This window comes from Acuticoccus sediminis (assembly GCF_003258595.1).
GTDB classification, from domain to species: domain Bacteria; phylum Pseudomonadota; class Alphaproteobacteria; order Rhizobiales; family Amorphaceae; genus Acuticoccus; species Acuticoccus sediminis.
In genome coordinates, this window is record NZ_QHHQ01000001.1 from 1283978 (window position 1) to 1309398 (window position 25421).

At 70.0% G+C, this 25421-nt stretch carries 21 protein-coding genes; 11 read left to right on the plus strand and 10 right to left on the minus strand.

All coding sequences use genetic code 11. From position 1 onward, the window contains the following. Positions 1-12: 12 nt before the first annotated feature. The 4 genes from DLJ53_RS05510 to DLJ53_RS05525 all read right to left on the minus strand — a co-directional run bounded on the left by DLJ53_RS05510 (position 13) and on the right by DLJ53_RS05525 (position 5191). Positions 13-945 (minus strand): ABC transporter substrate-binding protein, encoded by a 933-nt coding sequence (locus tag DLJ53_RS05510; RefSeq protein WP_111343004.1) that lies wholly within the window; start codon positions 943-945, stop codon positions 13-15. Between the two features lie 86 nt (positions 946-1031). Continuing rightward, positions 1032-1805, minus strand: coding sequence for an ABC transporter permease (locus DLJ53_RS05515; RefSeq protein ID WP_202913005.1), 774 nt, complete (start codon positions 1803-1805; stop codon positions 1032-1034). A 104-nt stretch (positions 1806-1909) separates the two neighbouring features. After that, entirely contained in the window at positions 1910-3874 is a 1965-nt protein-coding gene (locus DLJ53_RS05520; protein WP_111343007.1) for an RAD23 family protein, read from the minus strand. A 27-nt stretch (positions 3875-3901) separates the two neighbouring features. Further along, positions 3902-5191 (minus strand): adenylosuccinate synthase, encoded by a 1290-nt coding sequence (locus tag DLJ53_RS05525; protein WP_111343009.1) that lies wholly within the window; start codon positions 5189-5191, stop codon positions 3902-3904. A gap of 164 nt (positions 5192-5355) precedes the next feature. Between DLJ53_RS05525 and DLJ53_RS05530 the strand changes: the two genes are divergently transcribed. Beyond that, the gene (locus DLJ53_RS05530; RefSeq protein ID WP_211100541.1) at positions 5356-6348 is read left to right on the plus strand and encodes a DMT family transporter; all 993 of its coding nucleotides are present in this window, start codon (positions 5356-5358) and stop codon (positions 6346-6348) included. Here DLJ53_RS05530 and DLJ53_RS05535 read toward each other — a convergent pair. Further along, the gene (locus tag DLJ53_RS05535) at positions 6314-7081 is read right to left on the minus strand and encodes a hydroxypyruvate isomerase family protein (RefSeq protein WP_162408919.1); all 768 of its coding nucleotides are present in this window, start codon (positions 7079-7081) and stop codon (positions 6314-6316) included. The two genes, DLJ53_RS05530 and DLJ53_RS05535, sit on opposite strands and share 35 nt — an antisense overlap. A 285-nt stretch (positions 7082-7366) precedes the next feature. Here DLJ53_RS05535 and DLJ53_RS05540 point away from each other — a divergent pair, with 285 nt between their 5' ends. Further along, the gene (locus tag DLJ53_RS05540) at positions 7367-8806 is read left to right on the plus strand and encodes a coiled-coil domain-containing protein (protein ID WP_111343013.1); all 1440 of its coding nucleotides are present in this window, start codon (positions 7367-7369) and stop codon (positions 8804-8806) included. A gap of 76 nt (positions 8807-8882) precedes the next feature. Here DLJ53_RS05540 and DLJ53_RS05545 read toward each other — a convergent pair whose 3' ends face one another. The 3 genes from DLJ53_RS05545 to DLJ53_RS05555 form a co-directional block, all read right to left on the minus strand. Next, on the minus strand, positions 8883-9677 hold the full coding sequence (locus DLJ53_RS05545) for a class I SAM-dependent methyltransferase (RefSeq protein ID WP_111343015.1): 795 nt from the start codon (positions 9675-9677) through the stop codon (positions 8883-8885). A 176-nt stretch (positions 9678-9853) separates the two neighbouring features. Continuing rightward, positions 9854-11491, minus strand: a complete 1638-nt coding sequence (serA, locus tag DLJ53_RS05550; protein WP_111343017.1) for a phosphoglycerate dehydrogenase — start codon at positions 11489-11491, stop codon at positions 9854-9856. Between the two features lie 160 nt (positions 11492-11651). Then, on the minus strand, positions 11652-12821 hold the full coding sequence (locus DLJ53_RS05555) for a phosphoserine transaminase (protein WP_111343018.1): 1170 nt from the start codon (positions 12819-12821) through the stop codon (positions 11652-11654). Positions 12822-13135: 314 nt separating this feature from the next. Between DLJ53_RS05555 and DLJ53_RS05560 the strand changes: the two genes are divergently transcribed. The 4 genes from DLJ53_RS05560 to DLJ53_RS05575 all read left to right on the plus strand — a co-directional run bounded on the left by DLJ53_RS05560 (position 13136) and on the right by DLJ53_RS05575 (position 18369). Beyond that, complete coding sequence (locus DLJ53_RS05560; RefSeq protein WP_146619902.1) at positions 13136-14296, plus strand: sensor domain-containing diguanylate cyclase; 1161 nt, start codon at positions 13136-13138, stop codon at positions 14294-14296. A 131-nt stretch (positions 14297-14427) separates the two neighbouring features. Then, positions 14428-15402: a pirin family protein gene (locus DLJ53_RS05565; RefSeq protein WP_111343022.1), complete on the plus strand. Its 975-nt coding sequence runs from the start codon at positions 14428-14430 to the stop codon at positions 15400-15402. A gap of 508 nt (positions 15403-15910) precedes the next feature. Further along, positions 15911-17395 (plus strand): SulP family inorganic anion transporter, encoded by a 1485-nt coding sequence (locus DLJ53_RS05570; RefSeq protein WP_111343024.1) that lies wholly within the window; start codon positions 15911-15913, stop codon positions 17393-17395. An 89-nt stretch (positions 17396-17484) separates the two neighbouring features. Then, positions 17485-18369, plus strand: coding sequence for a universal stress protein (locus DLJ53_RS05575; protein ID WP_244935006.1), 885 nt, complete (start codon positions 17485-17487; stop codon positions 18367-18369). Between the two features lie 259 nt (positions 18370-18628). Here the strand turns inward: DLJ53_RS05575 and DLJ53_RS05580 are convergent, their stop codons facing one another. Next, positions 18629-19366 carry a L,D-transpeptidase gene (locus tag DLJ53_RS05580; RefSeq protein WP_244935007.1) on the minus strand — a complete coding sequence of 246 codons (738 nt, stop codon included), beginning with the start codon at positions 19364-19366 and terminating at the stop codon, positions 18629-18631. Positions 19367-19439: 73 nt separating this feature from the next. Between DLJ53_RS05580 and DLJ53_RS05585 the strand changes: the two genes are divergently transcribed. Both DLJ53_RS05585 and DLJ53_RS05590 read left to right on the plus strand, forming a co-directional pair. Then, on the plus strand, positions 19440-20222 hold the full coding sequence (locus tag DLJ53_RS05585) for an alpha/beta fold hydrolase (protein ID WP_111343026.1): 783 nt from the start codon (positions 19440-19442) through the stop codon (positions 20220-20222). 155 nt (positions 20223-20377) lie between these two features. After that, on the plus strand, positions 20378-21442 hold the full coding sequence (locus DLJ53_RS05590) for a formate/nitrite transporter family protein (protein WP_162408921.1): 1065 nt from the start codon (positions 20378-20380) through the stop codon (positions 21440-21442). Positions 21443-21481: 39 nt separating this feature from the next. Here the strand turns inward: DLJ53_RS05590 and DLJ53_RS05595 are convergent, their stop codons facing one another. After that, the gene (locus tag DLJ53_RS05595) at positions 21482-22516 is read right to left on the minus strand and encodes a PAS domain-containing protein (protein WP_111343029.1); all 1035 of its coding nucleotides are present in this window, start codon (positions 22514-22516) and stop codon (positions 21482-21484) included. Between DLJ53_RS05595 and DLJ53_RS35105 the strand changes: the two genes are divergently transcribed. The 3 genes from DLJ53_RS35105 to DLJ53_RS05605 all read left to right on the plus strand — a co-directional run bounded on the left by DLJ53_RS35105 (position 22401) and on the right by DLJ53_RS05605 (position 25421). Further along, a complete protein-coding gene (locus DLJ53_RS35105; RefSeq protein ID WP_162408731.1) occupies positions 22401-22721 on the plus strand; it encodes a hypothetical protein in 321 nt (106 codons plus the stop codon). The genes DLJ53_RS05595 and DLJ53_RS35105 overlap by 116 nt on opposite strands. Further along, positions 22718-24472: a gamma-glutamyltransferase gene (gene ggt, locus DLJ53_RS05600; protein ID WP_111343031.1), complete on the plus strand. Its 1755-nt coding sequence runs from the start codon at positions 22718-22720 to the stop codon at positions 24470-24472. Before DLJ53_RS35105 ends, ggt begins: the two co-directional genes overlap by 4 nt. 211 nt (positions 24473-24683) lie before the next feature. Beyond that, positions 24684-25421: a protein tyrosine phosphatase family protein gene (locus DLJ53_RS05605; RefSeq protein WP_202913006.1), complete on the plus strand. Its 738-nt coding sequence runs from the start codon at positions 24684-24686 to the stop codon at positions 25419-25421.

The window sequence follows — 25421 nt, forward strand, 5'->3', positions numbered from 1 at the left end:
ACACCCCGGCGCCTACTCGATCTCGGTGGCGTAGCTCGCGAGCGGGGGCAGGTTTTTCACGAGGCCCGCGTCGGTCATGAACCGGGCGAAGGCCTCGTAGCCCTCACGGTCGAGCACCTTCGGGCTGGTCACGAACTTGTCCAGCGTGGCGTCGAAGGCGGCCTCGTTGAGGCGGTCGTCAATGTCTGGCTGCGCGGCGAAGAACAACTTCTTCGCCTCGGCGGGGTTCGCCTTCGCCCATTCGGCGGCGGCGCCGACCGCGTCGAGGAAGCGGGAGAAGGCGGGGCTGTCGGCCTTGTCCTTGTGGGCGATGAAGATCAGCTCCTCGTAGGAGGGGACGCCGTGCTCCTCCGGCAGGAAGGCCTTGCCCTTCTTGCCCTCGATCTCGATCTGCGTCAGCTCGAAGTTGCGGAACGCGCCGATGACGGCGGCGACGCGGCCGGAGAGCAGCGCCTGCGTCAGCGCGAAGTTGACGTTCACGAGGGTGACGTCGTCGAGCTTGAGGTCCGCCTCCCGCAGCATCCGGCCGAGCAGCGCGTCCTCGAAGCCGCCGACCGAGTAGCCGACCGTCTTGCCCTTGAGGTCCGCGAGCGTCTTCACGGGGCCGTCGTCGAGCACCACCAGCGAGTTGAGCGGGGAGCCGACCAGCGTGCCGATGCGCATCACCGGCAGCCCCTCGTCGGCCTGCTGGTAGAGGCTCGGCTGGTAGGTGATGGCGATGTCGCCCTCGCCGGCGGCGACGAGGCGGGGAGGGGCGGAGGGGTCCGCCGGCGCCACCAGCTCCACCTCGAGGTCGCGCTTGCCGAACTCGCCGCGCGCCTCGGCCAGGATGATCGGCGCATGGTCGGGGTTGATGAACCAGTCGGCGAGGACGCGCAGATGGTCCTGGGCCGAGGCCGGGCCGGCCGCGGCGAAGATCGCGGCGGCGAGGATGAAACGGAACATGGGGTCTCCCTAAACTCTGCGCTCGTTCGGCCGGTGCGCGGGGTGGAGCCGCGGGGTGCGGCGAGGCGTCAGGCGCGTCAGGCGCATCAGGCGTCCGGGCGCCATAAAAGCCGGTCGATCAGGGCATCCGCAAGGGCGCGCGTTGCGAGGGCGAGGAGGGCAAGGAGCCCGAGCGCGGCGAACACCGTGCCGGTCTGCGAGCGCGCGTTGGCGTTCACCATGACGAAGCCGAGCCCGGCCGAGGCGCCGACCCACTCGCCGACGACGGCGCCGATGGGCGCGACCGTCGCCGCGACCTTGGCGCCGGCCGCGAGGCCGGGCAGGCCCCCCGGCGCGCGGATCCGCCACAGGAGCTGCCAGCGGCTGGCCCCGGCGATGCGCGCGAGGTCGATGAGGCGGGGGTCCACGCGGGCCATCGCCTCGGCGTAGGCGGTGGCGACGGGGAAGTAGATGATGAGCCCGGCCATCGCGATCTTCGAGGCCATCCCGTACCCGAGCCAGACCACCAGCAGCGGCGCGATGGCGAAGACGGGAAGCGCCTGCGTCGCGACGACGACCGGCAGCACGAGGCGCCGGGCGAGCGGCGTCGCGGCGACCGTGAGCGCCGTGGCGGCACCCGCGGCGAGCCCGACCGCGAGGCCGATGGCGATCTCCGCCGCGGTGATCGCGGTATTGCGCAGAAGCATCGGCCACTGCCGCACGTAGGAGTCCCAGACGTCGGCGGGGCCGGGGAAGACGTAGCGCGGTGGCTCGAGGAGCGCGACGAGGCCCCACCAGAGCGCCAGCAGAAGCGCGAGGGTCGTCGCCACCCTCAGTGCGACGGTTCCGGCGGTCCGGCGGCGCCGCGTCACGCCGGGCACCGGATCGTCCGGTCGCCGGTGCGCGCCACCGTCCGAGTGTGGGGCGGAGTCAGTGCCGGGAGCACCGGCCCGCTCGGGGGCCGGGGCGATGGCCCGGGCGGGCGTCAGCCGTCGGACCATTCCTTCATCGCCGAGCTGACGGCGGTCTGGCCCTTCTGGCCCTTGCGCAGGGTCAGGATCGCGCGACGGCCCGATTCGTAGAGGATCGGGATGTCGAGCCAGTCGCGGCTGGCGAGGAGTTCAAGATTGTAGGTCCGGTCCGCCTCGTCCTCGTTCAGCGCCACCCAGAAGAGGCCGGACGACACACGCGCCGCCTGACCGCGGAGGGCATCGCCGCGCGCCTGCTCCTCCTGCTTCATGATGATGCCCGGCACGTTCTTCACGCCGCCGCCCTCGAAGGAATCGGGCACCTCGAACTTGATCTCGATGAGATGGCTCGCCGGGAGCTGCGCATCGCGGTTCTCGCGGATCGTCATCGTCATGTTGAGGCCGCGCTCGCCGATGGCGGCGGTGGCCCGGATCACCGGCTCCTCGTCGCCGCCGCCGAAGGACTGGCGCACCATCTCCCAGTTCACGGTCCCGGCGATGGCCGAGCCGGTCTGCCCGCCGCTGGCGGCCTCCTCGTAGAGGACCGCCTGCTGCGTGCCGGGGCCCGACGACGGGGCGGGGGTCGCCGCCGCGTCGCTGCCGTTGCGCGTCGTGAGGGCGCTGACCTGCTGCTCGGGCGCCTGCTCGACGCCGGCGGCCTGGTCGGCGGCCGCGTTCGGCGTCTGGTCCGGGGCGAACTGCGGGGCACCGTCCGGCGTGCGGGTGGGGGCCGCCGCGGCATCGCTCTCGGGGGCGCCCTCGGCGTCCATGTCGGTGTCGGCACCGGCGTCGGTGTCCGAATCGGCGCCGGAGTCGGGCTGGTCGAGGTTGATCGTCTCGGTCGAGACGGTGCGCGGCTCGTCGTCCGTCGGCAGCCGCTCCTGGCTCTTGTTGACGACCGGGTCGGTCGTCGCCTGCACCGGCGCGCGCTCGCTTCTCGCGCTGGCGCCGGAGCCCGCCCCCGATCCGGAGCTCTCCGGATTGAGCTGCTGGATCACGGCGAGGAGACGTTCGTGCTGCGTGACGACCGCGTAGGAGGCGCCGATCAGCAGGCAGAAGACCACCAGCGGCAACACGATGCGCGCGACGATGGAGCGGCGCGGTGCGCTCGCGCCATCGTCGGGCGCCTTGGCGGCCGCGGCGGCCCGGCGGGATGTCTTCTCCGCCTTCTGCCTGTCCTTGCGCTTCTTGCCGCGCCCTGAGCGCTCCGCCCGGCGTTCGGCGCGGAGCTGGCGCTCCTCCTCCCGGCGGCGGCGCTTCTCTTCCTTGGGGTCGACCTCTTCGTCGTCCCCGTATTCCTCGTCGTAGTCGTATTCGTCGGCCGCTTCTGACTCCTCGACGGCCTCGAACTCGGCCTCGGCGATCCGGGGGTCGTGCGACGGATCCGCCCGGTGGCCGCGGCGGCGCGCCGGCACGATCGGCACCGGCTCCTCGTATTCCTCCTCGAGGAAGTCGCTGCCGACGACCTCGGCTTCCGCGGGCTCGATCGCCTCGTGCGTGAGGTCGACCGGGGCGGGAAGCTGGGCCTGCTGCGTGCGCTCGGGCGGGAAGGCCGGCTCGGCGGGCGACGGGCCCGGCTCGGGGTCCGGCGCCAGCATCGCCTCGGAGACGGCGCTGCGCAGCATCTGCTCGCGCTCGGCCCGGCTGCGCTCTGCCTCGGCGCGGCGGCGCGCCTCGCGTTCCGCCTCCGATTCGCGCGATGCGCCCTCGGCGCGCCCGCCGGCCGGCAGGGCGCCCTGAACCGCACGTCGCGTGCGGTTCTGTCGCGCAATCTCGTTCTCGATCTTGCGGATCGCGTCCTCAAGCGCCAAGCGCTGCGCGGTCACGTCCGCCGACGACAGCGGCGGATCGAAGCTCTGCAGCTGCTTGATGAGCGCTTTTCGCGCCTTCTCATACACCTGACGCCGCTGCGGGCCGCTCCCGTCCGGGAGCGACTGAACCGCTCGCTGCAGCACAGAGTAGAAGTCGGTCATCGCGACCACACGCCCTTCCTGCCCATGGGCCTGGAATTAAATATGAAAGGGATCTTCAACAAGTATTGTATCGTCTCGTTCTGGGCTCGTCGACAACATCGCCACGGGCGCTCCGACCAACTCTTCCACATGCCGTACGTACTTGACCGCTTCGGCGGGCAACTCTCCCCAAGAGCGTGCACCCCGCGTCGATGCCGACCAGCCCTTGATGGTTTCGTAGACTGGCTGAACGCGAGATTGACGCGCCGTTTCCACAGGTAGCCGGTCCATGCGTTCCCCGTCCACGTCGTACGCGACGCAGATCTTGAGCTCATCCAGCCCGTCCAGAACGTCGAGCTTGGTGAGGGCCAGACGGTCGATGCCACCGGTCTGCACCGCCTGACGGACCATCACTGCGTCGAACCAGCCGCAGCGGCGCTTTCGGCCGGTGACGGTGCCGAACTCGGCACCCCGCTCGCCAAGGAGCTGGCCGATCTCGTTCTTCTGTTCCGTCGGGAACGGACCGTTGCCCACGCGAGTGGTGTAAGCTTTTGTAATCCCGAGTGTCCTGTCGAGGGAAGAGGGGCCGACGCCGGATCCGGCCGCGGCCGACCCCGCCACCGTGTTCGACGAGGTGACGAACGGGAAGGTGCCGTGATCGATATCCAGCATTGCGCCCTGAGCACCCTCGAAGAGGATGTTGCGGCCGGCGTTGCGCGCCTCGCGCAGGGTCCGCCAGGTCGGGTCGGCGTACTCCAGCACCGGACGCGCGGCCTCGAGCTCCTCGCGGATGGTCTCGGCCGACACCGGCTCGGCGCCGAAGCCGACGCGCAGCGCGTTGTGGTGCGCGAGGAGGCGGTCGATGCGACCGTCGATCGTCTCGCGGTCGTTGAGGTCGGCGAGGCGCACGGCCCGGCGGCCGACCTTGTCCTCGTACGTCGGGCCGATGCCGCGGCCGGTGGTGCCGATCGCGGCGGCCCCGGACGCGGCCTCGCGCAGCTGGTCGAGCTCGCGGTGGACCGAGAGGATGAGGGGGACGTTCTCGGCGATCTTCAGCGTCGCCGGCGAAATCTCCACGCCCTTGGCCCGCATCGCGTCGACTTCGGTCAGGAAGGCCCTGGGGTCGAGCACGACACCGTTGCCGATGATCGAGAGCTTGCCGGGCCGCACCACACCCGAAGGCAGCAGCGAGAGCTTGTAGGTGACCCCGTCGATCACCAGCGTGTGACCGGCGTTATGGCCGCCTTGATACCTGACGATCACCTCGGCTCGCTCGGAGAGCCAGTCGACGATCTTTCCCTTGCCTTCGTCGCCCCATTGGGAGCCGACAACCACGACGCTACCCATCGATCTCTCTCATCCTTTCGCCTGTGGCTTGGAGGTGCCGCACTGGCGGTGCGCGATCTGCCATGCCACAGACACGTTGCGACGCGCGGCCTAGGGCTTGTGGCCCAGAAGGGCGCGTGTGGGCAAGCCGCTCTACGCGACTTCTCATAGCCGCATTGCACAACATGATACGGTACGGGAACACCATCAACGTGAAACAGGACGTCAACAAGGGCTGGTCGCCCCTCATCGCCAATCAGCCTTATGTCCTGCTGCCGCTCACGATGTTCCTATGGTCGGGCAACTGGGTTGCCGGCCGATATGTCGCGGGGGACATCCCGCCGGTCACGCTCACGGCCATCCGCTGGGTCCTCGCATTCCTGATCCTGCTCGCAATCGGCCGGCGCCACATCCGGCAGGACCTGCCGGCCCTGAAGGCGAGCTGGAAGATCATGGTGGTGCTCGGCGTCCTTTCCATCGGCGCCTATAACATCTGTGTCTACATCGGCCTGTCGATGACGACCGTCATCAACGGCACTCTGCTGTCCTCCACATTCCCTATCACGATCGCGATCACCGCGTACGTCGTCTATCGCGACCGGCTCACCATGCCCCAGGCGATCGGCATCCTCGTCGCGACGTGCGGCGCGCTCGTCGTGATGACCCGCGGGGACCTCGCGGTTCTGGCCACGTTCCGCTTCAACGCCGGCGACGTGTGGATCATGATCTCCCAGGTGATCTGGTCGCTCTACACGATCTACCTGCGCGAGCGCCCGGCGGTGCACCCGATGTCGTTCCAGATCTCCGCCATCGCGGTCGGCCTCGTGCCGCTGGTGCCGGCGGCGGCCCTGGAGCTGGCGTTCGGCTCGGGCATCCGCTTCACGCCCGGCGGGATCGCGGCGTCGCTCTATATCGCCGTGTTCGCGGCGGTGATCGCATATCTGTGTTTCAACAGGGCGGTGGCGCTGATCGGCGCGAACCGGGCGGGGCCGTTCTTCCACCTCGTCCCGGTCTTCGCCTCGCTCCTGGCGGTGGTGGTGCTGGGCGAGCGGATCGAGCTCTACCACCTCGTCGGCTGGACGATCATCATCGCGGGGATCGTCGTCGCGCAGGTCGGCCGCCGCCCGGCACGCAAATCCGCCCCTACAGGGACGCCGGGGGCCCCGCCGGGGCAGTGAACGCGTCGCGCCAGGACAGGCCGGCCTCCACCGTGGTCGCCGGCGTGTACTCGCAGCCGATCGGGCCCGTGTAGCCGGCCTCGACGAAGGCGGGCAGCAGGAAGGCGTAGTTCAATTCGCCGCGGTCCGGTTCCTGCCGCGTGAGGCCGCCGGCGATCTGGACGTGGCCGATATCGTCGAAATGCTCGCGGAAGCGGGCGAGGACGTCGCCGCTCTGGCGCTGCACGTGGTAGCAGTCGAACATGATCTTCACGTTCGGCACGCCCGCGAGGCGGATGACCTCGGCCGCCTCCTCCACCGAGGCGACGGCGTAGCCGGGGCGCGCCTGCCGGCAGAGCGGCTCGACCAGGAATGTCAGCTCCGGGGCTTCGGCCGACGCCTCCGCCAGCCGCTCGGCAAGGCGGGAATGGCGGTCCGGATCGTCGGCGAGGCCGGAGACGACGTGGATGGCGCCGGCCCCGACCGTCCGCGCGGCGGCGATCGCCTCGGCGATGTCGGCCCGCGCCTCCGCCTCTCGGCCCGGCATGGCGGCGACGCCGGACGTCTCGCCCATGCGCGCGTTGAGGCCGACCACCTTCAGGTCGCCGAGGGCGTCGCGCACCGCTTCGGGCCCGACCTGCTGCGCCTGGTCGTGGAACTCGACCATCGTGAACCCGGCGGACCGTGCTGCGACGAGCCGCTCCAGAAATGGTCGATCCGTCCAAAGAAACCCAAGGTTGGCAGAAAAGATCATCAGGCGTCCCTCGTTAAGGCTGGCTGGGCAAGTTAATGCGTCAAACCGCGTCGGCAGGCCCATAAGAGGGCTGACACGGCCATGTGATTCGCTAGGTTGCGAGGACATGGCCGACGGCACGGAACGGAGAACTTCATGAACGCCTTGCGCCAACCGCTGTTCATTGTCGTTTCGGTGATAGCGATCATATCGATCGCCGCCGCGGCCACGTTTTATCTGCAAAAGAATAGACGGCAAGCCGAGCTGAGGGCTCAGCTCGACGATGCTGCCGGGGCTCAGGCCGCCTTGCGCGACCAGTTCAATGCCCTGTCGACCGCCTCCGGCGCCCTCGAGGACGTCCAGACCGCGCTCGAGGAGACCAGGGCCGAGCAGCAGGCCGCCGAACAGGCCGCCGCCGAGGCCGCCACCGAAGAGGACGCGATCCGCGACCGCATCTCCGACCTCGGAGAGGAGGAGCAGACGATCACCCAGCGGATCGAGGGGCTCAACACCGAGCTCGCCGCGGCGCAGCAGGCCGCCGGCACCGCCCAGCAGCGCGCCGCCGAGGCGAGGCAGAACCTCGAGAACCTCGAGAAGAGCCGCACCGAGCTGGAAGGTTCGGTCGGCGAGCTGCGCAGCCGCAACGACGAGCTGACGCAGAGCCTCTCCGACGCGGAGCAGAAGCTGTCGAGCCGCCAGGTCGAGGCGGAGGACGTGCGGGCGAGCCTCGAGGCCATCCGCACCGACGTCGAGAACCTGACCAGCGCCCGCAGCGAGCTCGAAAGCTCGGTCGCGACCCTCACCGGCCAGAACGAGGCGCTGACCGCCGACGTCGACGCGACGCAACAGGCGTTGAACGCGGCCCAGGCCGAGGTGCAGGCCGCCGAGGGGCGCCAGACCCGGCTGCAGCAGGAGGTCGGCGCCCTCGCCGAGACCCGCGACAGCCTCTCCGCCGAGGTGGAGGACCTGCGCGCGCAGAACCAGTCGCTGCATGAGGAGATGCAGGCCGCGCAGGACGAGCAGAACAAGCTTCAGGCCGAGGTCGTCACGCTTCGGGGCTCCACCGAAGAACTGACCCAGCGCCGCGACGCGCTCGCCACCGAGGTCGAGCGGCTGACGGAGAAGAACAAGGAGCTGCAGGCCGCCGCCGACAGCGCCGCCAGCCGTCAGGCCGAGCTGCAGGCCCAGGTCACCGAACTCGAGGAGAAGCTCGCCGCCGCCGAGGCCGCGGCCGCCGAATCCGCCGCCGCCGCGGACGCCCCGGACGGCGTGACGCCCGCGCCCGCGGATGCCGCCCCGACCGACCCCGCCCCCGCCCTGGAAGGCGGGAGCGACGACACGGCCGCTGCCGCGCCCGACCTCGCCAACGAGGTCGCCGCCGCCGAAACCGAGGCCGCCGACGAAGGGATGGCCGAGACCGCCGGCGGGACCGAGGCTGCCGCCGAGGCGCCCGAGGTAACCGGGTCCAGGGTCGCCGAGGCCAAGCTCGCCGGCGCTTTCTCCAACGAGCAGCTCTCGGCGAGCTTCGCGGGCGAGAAGTTCGAGCTCGCCATCACGAACGGCCTGACCGTCTCCGGCGACTACAAGTTCGACGGCACGCGCCTGCGCCTGTCGGGCGTCACCGGCGAGGCCGCGTCGATCTTCCCGATGACCTGCAAGGTCGACCTTGGGGACGCGTCGCTGAAGTTTTCCGCCTATCAGGGCTCGTGCGCGGTCCTGAACGGCCAGGAACTCGGCCGCCAGTAGGCGGCCCGAACGGGGAGGGGCCCGCCGAACGGCTCCGGGTGCCCTCCTCGCAGGCGGTGCCGCTCCCCGGCGGCGCTCAGCCGATCGTGCCGCGCGCGGCCCACGCCCTCGCCGGCAGCTCGATCGCGCCGTCCGTCCCCACCTCTTCCGCCAGCTTGTGCTTCAGCGCCTCGCGCTGCGGCTCCTCGAGGTTGCGGCAGTAGCCCGGGGCGGGGCCGGCGCCGAGCGTGAACGGGCGCCAGAACGCGTTGAAGTCGTCGAACCGCGTGGTGACCTCGAGCGGGGTCACCGCGATGTCCGCGAGGCCGGCCTCCTCGCACAGCCCCTTCAGCCCCTCCGCGGTGCAGAACGGGAAGCGCTTGCCCTCGTCGAGGGACGCTGCGGCCGGGTCGCAGGCCGCCGCCGCGCGCCAGAACGCGTCGATGAAGCCCATCCCGCCGCCCGGATAGTCCCAGACGTAGAACGCGACGAGGCCGCCGGGCCTCAGGACACGCCGCATCTCCTGCAACGCGGCCGGCTTGTCGGGAATGAAGTTGAGGACGAGGCCCGAGGTGACGATGTCGACGCTGGCGTCGCCGACCGGCAGCGCCCGGGCCTCCGCCGTCTCGAAGCGCACACGCTCGTCATGCATCGTGTCGGCGGCGTGGCGGACGAAGTCGTCGGACTGGTCGGTGGCGAGGATCGAGGCGGGATCGCACTTGGCGAGGATGGTCGCGGTCAGCGCGCCGGTCCCGCAGCCGATCTCCAGCCAGTCGCGCCGCTCGGGCGGGTCGAGCCATTCCAGGAACCGCCACGCGATGACGCGGCTCCACCGCCCCATGTAGTGCTCGTAGCTGTGACCTGCGGTCCACGCGTCGTGCTGGCTGCTCATCGCCTCCCCCCGGGACGAGCCATCGGTCGGCCGAGCGTGCGCCCACCTCGCCGGATCCGCAAGCGATTACCGCATCGCCGTGCCCTGTCCCGGGCCGGACAAACGAAAAACGGCGCGGGGGACCCGCGCCGTTGCCGCTCGTCAGCCTGACCGCCGGCCGGGGGCCGGCGCCGGGGTCAGCCGGTGAAGTTGAGCGCCTTGGCCTGGTTGACCAGCGGCAGGGTCTCGATGGTCTTCAGCACGTCCGCCGACGGCTCGCCGTCCACCTCGATGATGCAGATCGCCTCGCCGCCGGCTTCCTTCCGGCCCAGCGTGAAGTTGGCGATGTTCACGCCCGCCTTGCCCAGCGCCATGCCGATGGAGCCGATGAAGCCCGGCTTGTCCTGGTTGGTCACGTAGATCATGTGCGGCGCGAAGTCGGCGTCGAGGTTGATGCCCTTCACCTGGATGATGCGCGGCTTGCCGTCCGAGAACACCGTGCCGGCCACCGAACGCTCCTGGCGCTCGGAGATGACGGTGAGGCGGATGTAGTTCTCGTAGGCGCCCTGCTGCTCGCGGCGCACTTCCTCGACCAGGATGCCGCGGTCCCGCGCGATGGTCGGCGCGGAGACCATGTTCACGTCCTGCAGGAGCGGGCGCATCAGGCCGGTGACGGCGGCTGCGGTCAGCGCCTTGAGGTTCAGCTCGGCGACGTCGCCCTCGTACTCGATCCGCACGCCCTTGATGCCGGTCTCGGTGAGCTGGCCGGCGAACGAGCCAAGGCGCTCGGCGAGCGTCACGAACGGGGTGAGGATCGGCGCCTCTTCCGCGGTGATCGAGGGCATGTTCAGCGCGTTGGAGACGGCGCCGCGCAGCAGGTAGTCCGACATCTGCTCGGCCACCTGGAGGGCGACGTTCTCCTGCGCCTCGGAGGTGGCGGCGCCCAGGTGCGGCGTGCAGACGAGGTTCGGCGCGCCGAACAGGACGTTCTCCTTGGCGGGCTCCTCGGAGAAGACGTCGACGCCGGCGCCGGCGAGGTGACCCTGGTCGAGCGCCTCGCGCAGCGCGGCCTCGTCGACGAGGCCGCCGCGGGCGCAGTTGATGACGATGGCGCCCTTCTTCATGGCGAAGATGCGCTCGCGGGAGACGACGTTCCTGGTCTTCTCGGTGAGCGGGGTGTGGAGCGTCAGGACGTCGGCGCGGGCGAAGAGCTCGTCCAGTTCGACCTTCTCGACGCCGATCTCGGCGGCGCGCTCGGCCGTCAGGAAGGGATCGTAGGCGATGACGCGCATCTTGAGGCCGATGCCGCGGGCTGCCACGATCGAGCCGATGTTGCCGCAGCCGATGATGCCGAGCGTCTTGCCCGTCAGCTCGGTGCCCATGAAACGGTTCTTCTCCCACTTGCCGGCCTGGGTGGAGGCGTCGGCGGCGGGAATCTGGCGGGCGACGGCGAACATCATCGCGATGGCGTGCTCGGCGGTCGTGATGGAGTTGCCGAACGGCGTGTTCATCACGATGACGCCGGCGCGCGAGGCGGCGGGGATGTCGACGTTGTCGACGCCGATGCCGGCGCGGCCGATCACCTTCAGGTTCTTCGCCGCCTCGAGGACCTTGTCGGTCACCTTGGTGGCGGAGCGGATGGCGAGGCCGTCGACCGTGGCGATGCGCTCGAGCAGCGCCTCTTTGTCCTTGCCGAGGTCCGGCTCGAAGATCACGTCGACGCCGCGGTCCTTGAAGATCTGCACGGCGGCGTCCGACAGCTTGTCGGAGATGAGGACGACCGGGCGCGTCTTGGCTGCGGTCGCGGTGGCGGTGTTGGCAACGGTCTGCTGCATCGGGGAATCCTTCGCGCAGCGGCGGCGGCCGCGCTGCGTCGGTTCAATCATGAATGGTCGGGAGGGCCGCGATGGCACGCGGCCCGTTGCACATCGTCGCCGCGTCGCGCGCGGCGGGGTCACATCGCGGCCGCGCTCGGCGCGGCCGGTGTCGGTCCCGTTACTCGGCGGCCTGGGCGACCGGCTTGTCGGTCGTGGCGAAGGCCCAGTCGAGCCACTCGGTCAGCGCCTCGAGGTCGGCCGTCTCGACGGTGCCGCCGGCCCAGATGCGAAGGCCCGGAGGCGCATCGCGGTAGGAGCCGATGTCGAGGGCGACGCCCTCCTTCTCCAGCTTGGCGGCGAGCGCCTTGGCGAAGGCGGCCTGCTCGGCCTCCGGCGCGTTGGCGACGGCGGGGTCGACGATCCGGAAGCACACAGAGGTGTTCGAGCGGACCGCCGGGTCCTTCGCGAGGAAGTCGACCCAGGGGGTCCTGTCGGCCCAGGCGGTCAGCGCGGCGAGGTTGCGGTCAGAGCGGTCGGCAAGCGTCTCGGGCAGGCTTTCGGCCCACTTCAGCGCGTCGAGGCAGTCTTCCACCGCGAGCATCGAGGGGGTGTTGATGGTCTCGCCCTTGAAGATGCCCTCGTTCAGCTTGCCGCCCTTCGTCATGCGGAACAGCTTCGGCAGCGGCCAGGCGGGGGTGTAGGTCTCGAGCCGCTCCACCGCGCGGGGCGACAGGATGAGGACGCCGTGCGCCGCCTCGCCGCCGAGCGCCTTCTGCCAGGAGAAGGTGACGACGTCGAGCTTGTCCCACGGCAGGGCCTGGGCGAATGCCGCGGAGGTGGCGTCACAGATGGTGAGACCCTCGCGGTTCGCGGGGATCACGTCGCCGTTCGGCACGCGCACGCCGGAGGTCGTGCCGTTCCAGGTGAAGACGACGTCGGTGTCCCAGTCGACGGTGGTGAGGTCGGGGAGCTCGCCGTACGGAGCCTTCACGATCCTGGCGTCGAGCTTGAGCTGCTTGATGACGTCCGTCACCCAGCCTTCGCCGAAGGATTCCCAGGCGAGCATGCTGGCGGGACGGGCGCCGAGGAGCGACCACATGGCCATCTCGACCGCGCCGGTGTCGGACGCGGGGACGATGCCGATGCGGTAGTCGGCCGGCACGCCGAGGAGCGTGCGGGTCCGGTCGAGGACCTCGCCGAGCTTGGCCTTGCCGAGTTTGGAACGGTGCGAACGGCCGAGCGCGGCGTCGGCCAGGGCGTCGACGGTCCAACCAGGGCGCTTGGCGCAGGGACCGGACGAGAAGCATGGATTACCCGGCTTGCGACCAGGCATTGCAGCGGTGTTCATATTGTAACTATCCTCTCAGATAGGCGCCCCTCGTTGGGGAGGGGTGTCCCGCCGCCGCAAATACGCCTCTGCCCGGCCGTCCGCAAGCCCCCGGGACCTTCGTCGGACGCTCCCGGGACCATCGCGCCTCCGCCGGGCGGCGGCGACCGGCCCCAGCGGCGCAGAACGCCCCACAATCTCTGGCAGTCGCCCGCCGAAAAAAAATTTTACAAGATTTCGCTCATGGCCGACCCTTAAGTCGCGCTAGGAGTGTCGAAAGTTGGGCGGCGCGTTTATCTAAACGTGACGTGAACGCGAGTAACCTGGAGGGCCGGGTGAGCGACAACAAGTTGAATGACGAGGCAGGGCGTCTTGCATGCCTCTCGCGGCTGGCGATCCTCGAAGCGAAGGACGGCGCCGGTTTCGCTCACATCACCCAGGTGGTCCGCACCGCGCTGGATCTGCCGATCGCCGCAGTCACCCTGATCGGCGCTGAGGACCAGTACATCAAGGCCTCGATCGGGCTCGGCCTCGAGAGGACGAGCCGATCGTCCTCGTTCTGCACGATCACGATCCAGGAACGCGGCGCCCTCATCGTCGAGGACGCGCTGCAGCATCCGCCGTTCGACGCCAACGAGTACGTGCTCGGCGATCCCTTCATCCGCAGCTATGTCGGCGTCCCGCTGGTGACGATGGAGGGGTATCAGGTCGGCTCGCTATGCGGCATGGATCACCGGCCGCGCACCTTCTCGCCGGCGCAGATCTCGCTGATGGACCAGCTCGCGCGGTGCGTCGAGAACGAGATGGAGCTGAAGATGAGCGCCGCCCTCGACGGGCTGACGCGCCTCCTCAGCCGCACCGCGTTCTTCGACGTCGTCGAGTCGGCCCGCGCCCGCGCCGGCGGGGCCGGGCCCTGCGGCAGCGTCGCGATCGTCGACCTCGACCACTTCAAGTCGATCAACGACACCTACGGCCACCAGACCGGCGACGACGTGCTGCGGGCGGCCTCGCGCCTCTTCGCCGAGACCTTCGGGACCGCCGTCCACGTCGGGCGTCTGGGCGGCGAGGAGTTCGGCATCCTGCTGCCGGGGCGCACGGCCGACGAGGCGGCGGCGATGCTCGAACGCTATCGCGCCGCCCTCGAAGTCCAGCGGATCGGCGCCGGGAAGGGTATCCGCGTCACCGCCAGCCTCGGGATCGCCGAGCTCATGCCGACCGGCCTCGAAGCCGACGCCACCGCCGCCTTCAAGCGCGCGGACGTGGCGCTCTACCGGTCCAAGTCCGGCGGGCGCAACCGCATCACCATCTGGGAGGACAGGGGCGAGGCGGTGCCGGAACAGGCGCTCGCGCTGCCGAGCCTGCGGCGGGTGAGGGCCCGCGACGGCGAGATCGACGCCAGGAGCGCGCCCGAACAGATCCTCAAGACGCTCTCCCGCCGCCCGACCAAGCCGGTCAAGGTGAGGCGCCAGCGCTCCGGACCGCGCCAGCTCGCCTGACGGAGCGTCCCCCGGCGCCATCGGCGGAAAGGTGACAATTCGCCAAGACGTGCCCTGGTCGTCATGATCCCTTGCGCGCGGTAAGATTCGCTCCCGTCCGCGTCGCGGGCATGCGCCGAGGAGACAATGCGATGAGCTTCAGCCCCTGCCCGGATCCTGTCCTCGGTGACGCGGACTCCGTCGCCGCCGTCGAGACCGTGATCGTCCCGCGCGCGGTCGACCTCGGCGAGATGACCGTGCGGCGCGCGCTGCCGAGCGTCCAGCGACAGATGGTCGGCCCGTTCATCTTCTTCGACCAGATGGGCCCGGCCGAGTTCCTCACCGACACCGGGATCGACGTGCGTCCCCACCCGCACATCAACCTCGCCACGGTGACCTACCTGCTGGAAGGCGAGATCCTCCACCGCGACAGCCTCGGCACCGAGATGACGATCCGCCCCGGTGACGTGAACTGGATGCGTGCCGGCAAGGGCATCGTCCACTCCGAGCGGACGGGCGAGGAGCGCAAGCACAACGGTCAGCGCCTCTTCGGCCTGCAGACCTGGGTCGCCCTGCCAGCCGCGATGGAGGAGAGCGACCCCGCCTTCATCCACCACGGCCGCGAGGAACTCCCCTTCGCCGACGACACGGGGCTCACGATGCGTCTCGTCGCCGGCGCGACCCACGGCCTGAAGTCTCCGCTGCAGACCGCGTCCGAGACGCTCTACGCCGACGTCGCGCTGACGTCCGGCACCCGGTTCGAGGTCGAGGCCTCGCACGAGGAACGCGCGCTCTATGTGCTGTCCGGTGGTCTCCTCATCGACGGCGGCACCTACGAGAGCGGCACCCTCCTCGTCCTGCGCCGCGGAGACTCGGTCACCGTCACGGCCAGCGGCGACACGCGCTTCATGCTCTTCGGCGGCGAGCCGATGGAGGGACCGCGCTACATCTGGTGGAACTTCGTCTCCTCCCGCCCCGAGCGCATCGAGGCGGCGAAGCAGGAATGGGCGAAAGGACGCTTCGACACCGTCCCCGGCGACGAGGTCGAGTTCATCCCTCTGCCGGAGAACATCGGCAAGCCCCGCCGCGCCGTCGGCGGCCGCTCCTTCGGCGACGCCGGCAGTTGAACCCGGCGCAACCGCCGCGCTGGTGAAGGACGAGGCGCCGAGGGCTCGGGTCCCACCATGGAACAGGGCGGGCGCCTGCTCCCCGGAGCCGACCATCGCTGAACGAAGCCCTGCACCGGAGGGGGATGCCGCACAAGGCACGCTCCGCTCTCCGGCCTTGTGCGGCATCCCCCTCCGGCGCTGACCGGGCTTCAGCGACGGTCGGCTCCGGGGAACAGGCACCATTCCGAACCCGTGGCCGCCGCCGCAGGGCGCCGTGCCGGGAGGGTTCGAGGGCGGAGCGACGGGGGCGGGGCCGGTGGCGTCGCGGGGAGGCGGGGCGCTTGTCGCATAGCGGAATCCCGCTGCGTCATATTGCCGATCACCATAGGTGGAGATAGCGAAGGGAACCCTGGACCCGCCGGCGGGCCCGGTGCGCCGTCGGCCGCCGATCTGCCGAATTTCCACCGCGCGCTGCCGTCGGGACGCCTCTCTCGCGTCGGTGCGCCGCGCACCGCAGCGAGAGACGATGCCCTCCATCGACACCTATCGCGCCGAATGGTTCGGCAACATCCGCCGCGATCTGCTCTCCGGCCTCGTGGTGGCCCTCGCCCTCATCCCCGAGGCGATCGCCTTCTCCATCATCGCCGGCGTCGACCCCAAGGTCGGCCTCTACGCCTCGTTCTCGATCGCCGTCATCACCGCGATCACCGGCGGCCGCCCGGGCATGATCTCCGCCGCCACGGCCGCGACGGCGGTGCTGATGGTGACCCTGGTGCGCGACCACGGGCTGCAATACCTCTTCGCCGCGACGATCCTCGCCGGCGTCATCCAGGTCGTCGCCGGGCTCCTGAAGCTCGGCAAGGTGATGCGCTTCGTCTCCCGCTCGGTGCTGACAGGCTTCGTCAACGCGCTCGCCATCCTGATCTTCATGGCGCAGCTCCCCGAGCTGATCGGCGTGCCCTGGCTGACTTACCCGATGGTCGCCGCCGCGCTCGCCATCATCTACCTCTTCCCGCGCCTCACCACCGTGGTGCCGTCCCCGCTGGTCGCGATCGTCGTCCTGACGGCGATCTCCATGACGCTCGGGCTCGACGTGCGCACCGTCGGCGACATGGGCGACCTGCCGGATTCCTTCCCGGTCTTCCTCCTGCCGCAGATCCCGCTCAACCTCGATACGCTGATGATCATCCTGCCCTACTCGGTGGCGATCGCCGCCGTCGGTCTCCTCGAGAGCCTGATGACGGCGACGATCGTCGACGAGCTCACTGACACCGGCTCCAACAAGAGCCAGGAGTGCATCGGCCAGGGCCTCGCCAACTTCTTCACCGGCTTCATCGGCGGCATGGCCGGCTGCGCGATGATCGGCCAGTCGATGATCAACGTGAAGTCCGGCGGGCGGGGACGCCTGTCGACCTTCTGCGCCGGCATCTTCCTGCTGTTCCTCATCGTGATCCTGGGCGACCTCGTCAGCCAGATCCCGATGGCCGCCCTCGTCGCGGTGATGATCATGGTGTCGATCGGCACCTTCTCGTGGTCGTCGATCAAGACGCTGCGCACGCACCCGCGCTCGTCGTCCATCGTCATGCTGTCGACGGTCTTCGTCGTGGTGCTGACCCACAACCTCGCGATCGGCGTCCTCGTCGGCGTGCTCCTGTCGGCGCTGTTCTTCGCGTGGAAGATCGCGCAGATCTTCCGCATCACCTCCACGCTGTCGGAGGACGGGGCGACGCGCACCTACCGGGTGGAGGGGCAGCTCTTCTTCGCCTCGGCCGAGGAGTTCTCGAGGGCGTTCGACTTCCGCGAGGCGCCGGGCCGGGTCGTCATCGACGTCAGCCGCGCGCACATCTGGGACATCTCCAGCGTGCAGGCGCTCGACATGGTGGTGCTGAAGTTCCGCCGCGAGGGGACGACCGTCGACATCGTCGGCCTCAACGAGGCGTCGGAGACGATCGTCGACCGCCTCGGCGTCCACGACAAGCCGGGCGCGCTCGACCAGATGCTCGGCCACTGAGCCGGCGGGGTCGCCGCGTCCGGGAGCCCACCGTCTCCACCTCATCCGAAGCCAGTGCTTGCAGCCGAGCGCCGAAGGGTCGAACGCTTATGACCGACGAACAAGAACACGCCTCGGGAGGAATCATGCGCATCATGGCGCTGATCGACGGCTCGATCTACACGGCGAGCGTCTGCGACCATGCGGCCTGGGCCGCCAGGCGGACCGGCGCGTCGCTGGAGCTGATGCACGTCATCGGCCGGCGCGAGACGTCGAGCGCGCCGTCGAACCTGTCCGGCAGCCTGTCGCTCGGCGCGCGGTCCACGCTGCTCGAGGAGCTGGCGACGCTCGACGAACAGCGCGGCCGTCTCGCGCAGGAGCGCGGCCGCGCGATCCTGGAGGCGGCGACCGAGCACCTCGCGAACGCCGGTGTCACCGCCGGCCACCGCATGCGCATCGGCGACCTGCTGAGCGAGCTCGGCCAGGTGCAGGACGACTTCGATGTCCTCGTCATCGGCAAGCGCGGCGAGGCGGCGGACTTCGCCACGATGCACCTCGGCTCCAACCTGGAGCGCGTCATGCGCTCGACCGGGAAGCCCGTGCTCGTCGCCTCCCGCGCCTTCAAGCCGATCGCCAGGGTGGTGGTGGCCTTCGACGGCGGGGCGAGCAGCACGCGTGCGGTCGAGGCGGTCGCGCGGGACAGCCTCTTCAACGGCCTGTCGGTTCGCATCGTCACCGTCGGCGAGGACAGACCCGCGACCCGCGAGAAGCTCGGCTGGGCGCGCGAGACCCTGGAAGCCGCCGGTCTCGTGGTGAGCGCGGACATCGTCCCGGGCGAGCCGGAGGGGGCGATCTCCGCCGCGGTGGAGAACGGTGCGGCCGATCTCCTCGTGATGGGAAGCCACGGCCATTCGCGGGTGCGCCACCTGCTGATCGGCTCGTCCACGACGGCGCTGCTGCGCTCGTGCCTCGTCCCGATCATGGTCTACCGCTGACGATCGCCATCGTCGGAGCGCCAGGGATGCGGCCGGGTCAAGGGCACGCGCAGCGCGGGCGGAGCCTTCACCCTTGACGCGGCCGCATCCCGCTTCACCCTGGACGAGGGGTTGGAGGTGGAGGCCCGCGTCAGCGGGCGTCCGGCACCAACCCCTGCCGGGTGGCGAAGCGGGGGAGCGCGAGGGGGAACGCCCTCGCCAGGCGCAGCTAAGCTGCGCCTGAGGACGAGAGACGGCGCGGAGCGCCGCCCGACCCCTCTCAGAAGGCGCTGATGGCGGCGATCAGCCCGGTGCGGTCGCTCCCGGGGCCGAGGACGATGACGCGCGTCCCGACCTTCGCGCGGCCGTAGAGGTCGATGATGTCCTCGTTCAGCATTCGGATGCACCCGGACGAGACGGCGTAGCCGATGCTCTCGTCCTCGTTGGTCCCGTGGATGCGGTAGAGCGTCGAGCCGAGGTAGAGGGCCCGGGCGCCGAGCGGATTCTGCGGTCCGCCCGGCATCCACTCCGGGATCCCCGGCTGGCGCTCCAGCATTTCCGCTGGCGGCCGCCAGTCCGGCCATTCCCGCTTCCGGGTGATCCGCTCGACCCCGGACCAGGTGAACCCCTCGCGGCCGACGCCGATGCCGTAGCGGATCGCCGTGCCGTTGCCCTGGACGAGGTAGAGGTAGCGCTGCTCGGTGTCGACCACGATCGTCCCGCCCGGCTCGCCGGAGACGAACCGCACCGTGGCGCGCGCGTACTTCATGCGGTGTCGCTCGCGCATTTCCTCGCGCGAGGCCTGGTAGGTCACCCATTTCTGGGTGCCGGGATCGAAGAACTTGTGCTTCGGGCGTTCCGGCTGCACCTGTCTGGAGAACGATGGGCGGTAGTGGAACGTCTTGCCGGTGTTGGGGTCGACCAGCTCGACCATGTTGGCCCGGGCCGGGGCGCCAGCCGCCGTCATCGCCGCGGCCACGACGAGCGCCAGGCCGGCGCGTCGGGGATCGATCATCATGGTGCGCCTCCTGCTGGTTGACGAACCGTGGCGAAAAATAGTTAGCGGCGCGTTAACCATCCGGAGCTGAGCCATGCCGAACCCCAACCCCTTGCCCCACCGCCGCTACGGCAAGGGCGACACTCCGATCGTTCTGATCCATGGCTTCGGCGCCGACCGGCTGACCTTTTCCAGTCTCGCCAAGGCGCTCTCGGCCTACCGTCCCGTCATCGCCTTCGACCTTCCCGGGCACGGCGAGGCGGTCGGCTGGGAGGGGACGCCCGACGCGATGGTCTGCGCCAAGGCGGTCCTGGCGAGCCTCGAGGCGCTCGGCATCGAGCGGGCGACGCTCGTCGGCCACTCGCTGGGCGGGGCGGTCGTGAGCCTCGTGGGGCTGCGCAAGCCCGAGCTGGTGGAGCGGCTGGTGCTGCTGGCGCCCGGCGGCTTCGGACGGGAGATGAACGTTCCGCTCCTGCGCCGCTACGCCGCCATCGAGACGGCCGCGGACGCGGAGGCTGTGCTCGGCGAGTTCTTCGGCTCCGATTCGAGGGTCCCGAAGGCGCTGCCGCGGCAGACGGCGGAGCAGCGCTCCAACCCCGGCCTCGCGCAGTCGCTCGCGGCGATCGTCGAGGCCATCACGAAGGGGGAGGGGCAGGGGGCGCTGCCGCTCGCCGACCTTATGGCGCGGGGCTTCCCGGTGACGCTGGTCTGGGGCCACGAGGACGCCGTCCTGCCGGTGTCCCAGGCGATCGGCGCGCCGCCGGAGATGGCGCGGCATCTCATCACCGGCGTCGGCCACATGCCGCACCTGGAGGTGCCGGACCTCGTCGTGCGGATCATCCGCGACGCCCTCGGCCTCACCGGCACCCCGTCCTGAACCACCCCGTCCCGGGAGAGCGCGGCTCCCCCGGGCGGGCAGCAGATATGAGCGGCTCCACGCGCTCGAAACGGGAACAGAGCCCCAGTCCCGCCGATTGAGTCCCAGCAGCGATGCGCTGCAGGCCACGGCGGGTGCGCCCGCAGGATGGGGACATGGACACTCTGAAGACCGACGAGTTCGACCGCGAGCCGGCCACCCGGAGTCACGCGGCCCAGCAGCCGGATGGCAGGGAGGCCGTCCCGCGCGCCCCGGATGAACCCGATCCCGCGACCCGCGTTCCCGAGCCCCGCGACCCCGAGGTCCGGGAGCGCAGCGACGACAACCACGACGACCCGGCCATCGGCACCCTCTCCACGGGGGAGGAGCGCGACGCGATCAAGCGCGCCGGGCCACGCCCGCAAGTGGTCTACGCCTCGATCAGCGCGCGCGGGCTGGAGGAGATCAACCGGCCCGCCGTCTCGCTGTTCGGGTCGGGGGTCGCCGCTGGGCTGATCCTGATGATGTCGGTGATCGGCGAGGGGCTGATCATCCACGAGCTGCCGGACTTCCAGGGCAGGGCGCTGATCGGTGACATCGGCTACACCTTCGGCTTCCTCATCGTCATCCTCGGCCGCCTGCAGCTCTTCACCGAGAACACCATCACGCCGGTGCTGCCGCTCCTCGCGAACCCGACGAAGCGGGCATTCGTGCGCACCGGGCGGCTCTGGGCCGTGGTGTTCGCGGCCAACATGGTCGGCGTGATGCTCGCGGCGGTGCTGCTCTCCTGGGGCGACATCGTGACCGACGTGCAGTTCGCGTCGATCATGGAGGTGGCGGGCAAGGTGACCGCGCACACGCCGTTCGAGACGCTGCGCTACGGGGTCATCGCCGGTGTGCTGATCGCGGCGATCGTCTGGTGCATTCCGACCGCGAAGGGGAGCGAGTTCTTCCTGGTCTTCGCCGCGACCTACCTGATCGCCCTCGGCGACTTCACCCACGTCGTCGCCGGTGCCGGCGAAGGCTTCCTCCTGCTGCTGGAGGGGCAGGTGTCGCCGGCGTGGGTGGTGTTCGGCCTCATCCTCCCGGCGTTCGTCGGCAACGTGCTGGGCGGGACGGTCCTCTTCGCGACCCTCGCCTACGTGCAGGTGATGGAGGAGATCGCGCAGGCGCGCCGGCGCCGCGAGGGGACGACGGTCGCCCCGCCCGACCTCACGCAGCCGCGACGCCTGCCGTCCTGACCGGCGCCCGCGGACCGGCCGCCGCGCCCGGCGGCCGGCTCAGCTGCTGGAGAGTTCCGCGGCCTCCTCGGTGTCGTTCGATTCGTCGAGGGGGATGTCGACGTCGATGCGCGTGCCGTCGCCGCTGCGGTCGATGGAGAGGCGCGCGTTGAGGCCGGTCACGAGCGATCGCACGATCTTGCCGCCGAGGTTGCCCCGATCCGGCCAGCCCGAGCTCGTGCCGAGGCCGATGCCGTCGTCGTAGACCGACAGGCGGATCTGGTTGCCGGTGCTATGAAGATGCACCTCGATGAGCCCGCCCGCGCGTCCCTCGAAGGCGTGCTGATAGGCGTTGGTGAGGAGCTCCGAGACGAGGAGTCCGACCCGCGCGGCCGTGTCGACCGGTGCCTTGATCGGCCCGAGGTCGAGGTTGAGCTGCAGCCTCTCGCGGCCGTCGAGGTAGGCGATGGCCGAGGCGATGCGCGAGACGTAGGCGCCGAGAGCGATGCTGCCGTCGTTGCCGTCCTCCGGCGTGCTGGTCATCTCGTGGTAGAGGAGCTGCAGTGTCTCGATCCGCCGGGCGAGCGCGGTGTAGTTCTCCAGCGAAGTGGGATTCTGTGAGCGCGCCTGCATGCGGATCATGCCGACCACCATCGACAGGTGGTTTTTCACCCGGTGGTGGATCTCCCGCAGCGCCTCGTCGACACCGCCGGTGACCTGGTCGCTGCCGTCGCCGAGCGCGCGTTGCAGGCCGATGAAATATTGCAGCTCGCCCTCGGTGTCGTTGAGGGGCGTGATGAACAGGCGGTTGCGGAACGGCGTTCCGTCCGCCTTGTAGTTGAGGAGCTCGACGCCGAACTCTTCCCGGGTCGCGAGGCCCTTGCGGATCCGCTCGATGGACTGGGGATCCGTGTCCTCACCCTGCAGGAATCGGCAGTTTCGGCCGACGGACACCTCGGCGGAATAGCCGGTGAGGCGCGTGAAGGCCGAATTCACAAACACGATCGGGTTGTCTTCGATGTGCGGATTCGTGATCACGATCGCAAACGGAACCCGCTCCAATGCAAGTTTGTGCATGGTGAAGCCGTCCGACATTGAGCGATCCTTTCGTTACAAAGCGGCATCGTCCACGCCGTTATGGCGCGGTATTGAACAACAACGAGGTTCGGGTGGCGGACGCGACATAAGAACCAAAGTTGACCGCGTCAATGCGTCCCTGGGCTCGCACAATGACGACCGGAAGCTGATACAAAATTTCCGGCCCCTTGGCATTCAACCAAGTGAAAGGTTTGCCGAATGATTTCCTTTTCTCGCCTGGACCGGATCACCCGGCGGGTCTCCATCGGCGCGTTCTCCATCATTTTGGCAGTCGCCGTCGCGGTTCCGGCCGGTGCGCAGGAGGCGACGGGCGGTCAGCGCTTCGTCCCGATTCGCGCCGAAGAGTACATGGTCGTCAGCCAGGAGCGGCAGGCGAGCGAGGTCGGGCGGGACATCATGCGCCGGGGCGGCAACGCCATCGACGCGGCCGTGGCGACGGCGTTCGCCCTCGCGGTAACGCTGCCCCGGGCCGGCAACCTCGGCGGCGGCGGCTTCATGGTCGTGCACCGGGGCGACACGGGCGAGACCGTCGCCATCGACGCCCGCGAAACCGCCCCTGCCGCCTCCGACCGGGACATGTTCCTCAATGCCGAGGGGGAGGCGGACCCCGAGCTGTCCCGCCGTTCGGGCCTTGCCGTGGGCGTTCCCGGAACGGTCGCCGGCCTTGCGCTGGCGCACGAGCGCTACGGCTCCGGCACGCTGACGTTCGCCGAGCTGGTCGCACCGGCGATCGCGCTCGCCCGGGACGGGTTCGTGGTGAGCGCGGACACCTCCGCCGCGCTCGCCTCGCCCGACACGGCCGAGCGCCTTCTCGCCGACCCGAACGTCGCCGCCTACTATCCCGGCGGAGCGGCGCCCATCGGCGGCGATACCCTGAAACTCCCGGTTCTCGCCGGGACGCTGCAGGCGATCGCCGACAACGGCCCTTCGGCCTTCTACGAGGGCGAGATCGCGCAAGGGATCGTCGACGCCGTCACCGAGCGCGGCGGGCGCATGACGCTCGAGGACCTCGGGAACTACGAGGCGAAGCTGCGCGAGCCGGTCCACGGCACCTTCAAGGACTACGAGGTCTTCTCCATGCCGCCGCCGAGCTCGGGTGGCGTCCACCTCGTGCAGATCCTCAACACGCTGGAAGACCAGCCGTTCGGAACCTACGGCCTCAACAGCGCCGAGATGATCCACGTGATGGTCGAGGCGATGAAATACGCCTACGCCGACCGGGCGCACTATCTCGGCGACCCGGACTTCGTGGACGTGCCGGTCAAGGCGCTCACCTCGAAGGCGTACGCGCACCAGATCGCGGCCAGGATCGACATGACGCGCGCGACCCCGTCGTCCGAGATCGCCGCCGACCCCGGCGCGCTACCCTACGAGAGCAACGAGACGACGCATTTCTCGGTGGTCGACGACGCGGGCAACGCGGTGTCGATGACGACGACGCTGAACTTCTCCTTCGGCGTCGGCTTCGGCACCGCCGGCGGCTTCCTCCTCAACAACGAGCTGGACGATTTCTCCGCCAAGCCGGGCGTTCCGAACGCCTACGGGCTGATCGGCGGCGACGCGAACGCCGTCGAACCGGACAAGCGGCCGCTGTCGTCGATGACGCCGACGATCCTGCTGAAGGACGGCGAGGTGTCGCTGGTCACCGGCTCGCCGGGTGGCAGCCGCATCATCACGACCGTGCTGCAGGTGATCCTCAACGCGACCGTTCACGAGCGCAACATCGCCACTGCGACCAACGCGCCGCGGATCCACCATCAGTGGCTGCCCGACTATATCCGCATCGAGGAGGGGATCTCGCACGACACGATCCGCCTTCTGGAGGACATGGGGCACGAGGTGCGGGTCATGGACTCGATGGGTTCGGCGCAGTCGATCCAGGTCGGCGCGGAGGGCGAGCTCTACGGGGCCAGCGATCCGCGGCGGCCGGGCGGCGCGGCGGTCGGCGACTGAGGGGAGACGCTCTCCGGCCCCGGCGGCGGAATACCAGTCTGGCGGCCCGGCGGTGCCATCGCCGGGTTGATTTTCGCCGCCGGGCCGAGCATCGGTTGTCGGCCTCGCGGCAAAGCGCTTACGGCGTTCCTATATGACACGGATCGGCCAGACGACTGGCGGTGACGAAGCCAGCACGGAGACCGAAGATGCGACGCAGGATCTTGGCGAAGTGATCGATTTCGCAGCCCTGCGGGACCGCGCGCGCGGGCGCACGCCCGGCCGCAAGGCGCGCCGCCGCGCCCGCGCCGAGCGCTGGCGCCGTCCGCTGGAGACGTTGCGCGACCGGCGCGAGGCCTGGGGCAGTCTCCTCTTCGCCGACCACGGCTTCCTGCGCCTCGCCTACCGCAACCGGCATCAGGTGACCGAGAGGCTGTGGCGTTCGGCCCAGCCGAGCCCGACCGACATCGCCACCGCCGCGCGCCTCGGCATCCGCACCGTCGTCTCGCTCCGCGCGGACGGCTTCGGCGGCGATCCGCTCGAGCGGGAGGCCTGCGCCCGGCACGGCCTCAATTTCGAGCGGGTGGTGCTGCAGTCGCGCATGGCGCCGCCCAAGGCGGTGCTGCGGCAGGCGATGGAGGTGTTTCCGCGCCTCGAGGCCCCGGTGCTGCTGCACTGCAAGTCCGGCGCGGACCGGGCCGGGCTCGGCAGCGCGTTGTGGATGATCCTCGTCGAGGGGGCGAGTGCGGAGGAGGCGCAGCGCCAGCTCTCGCTGAAGTTCGGCCACATCAAGCACGCCCGGACCGGCGTGCTCGACGTCTTCCTCGAGGCGTGGGCGCAGACGGGCGAGGCGGCGGGCCTCAGCTTCGCCGAGTGGGTCGAGACCGTGTACGACCCGGAATCGCTGCCGAGGCGCGTCCAGGCGAACCCGATCGCCGACGCGCTGCTGTCGCTGATGGCGCGCGAATAG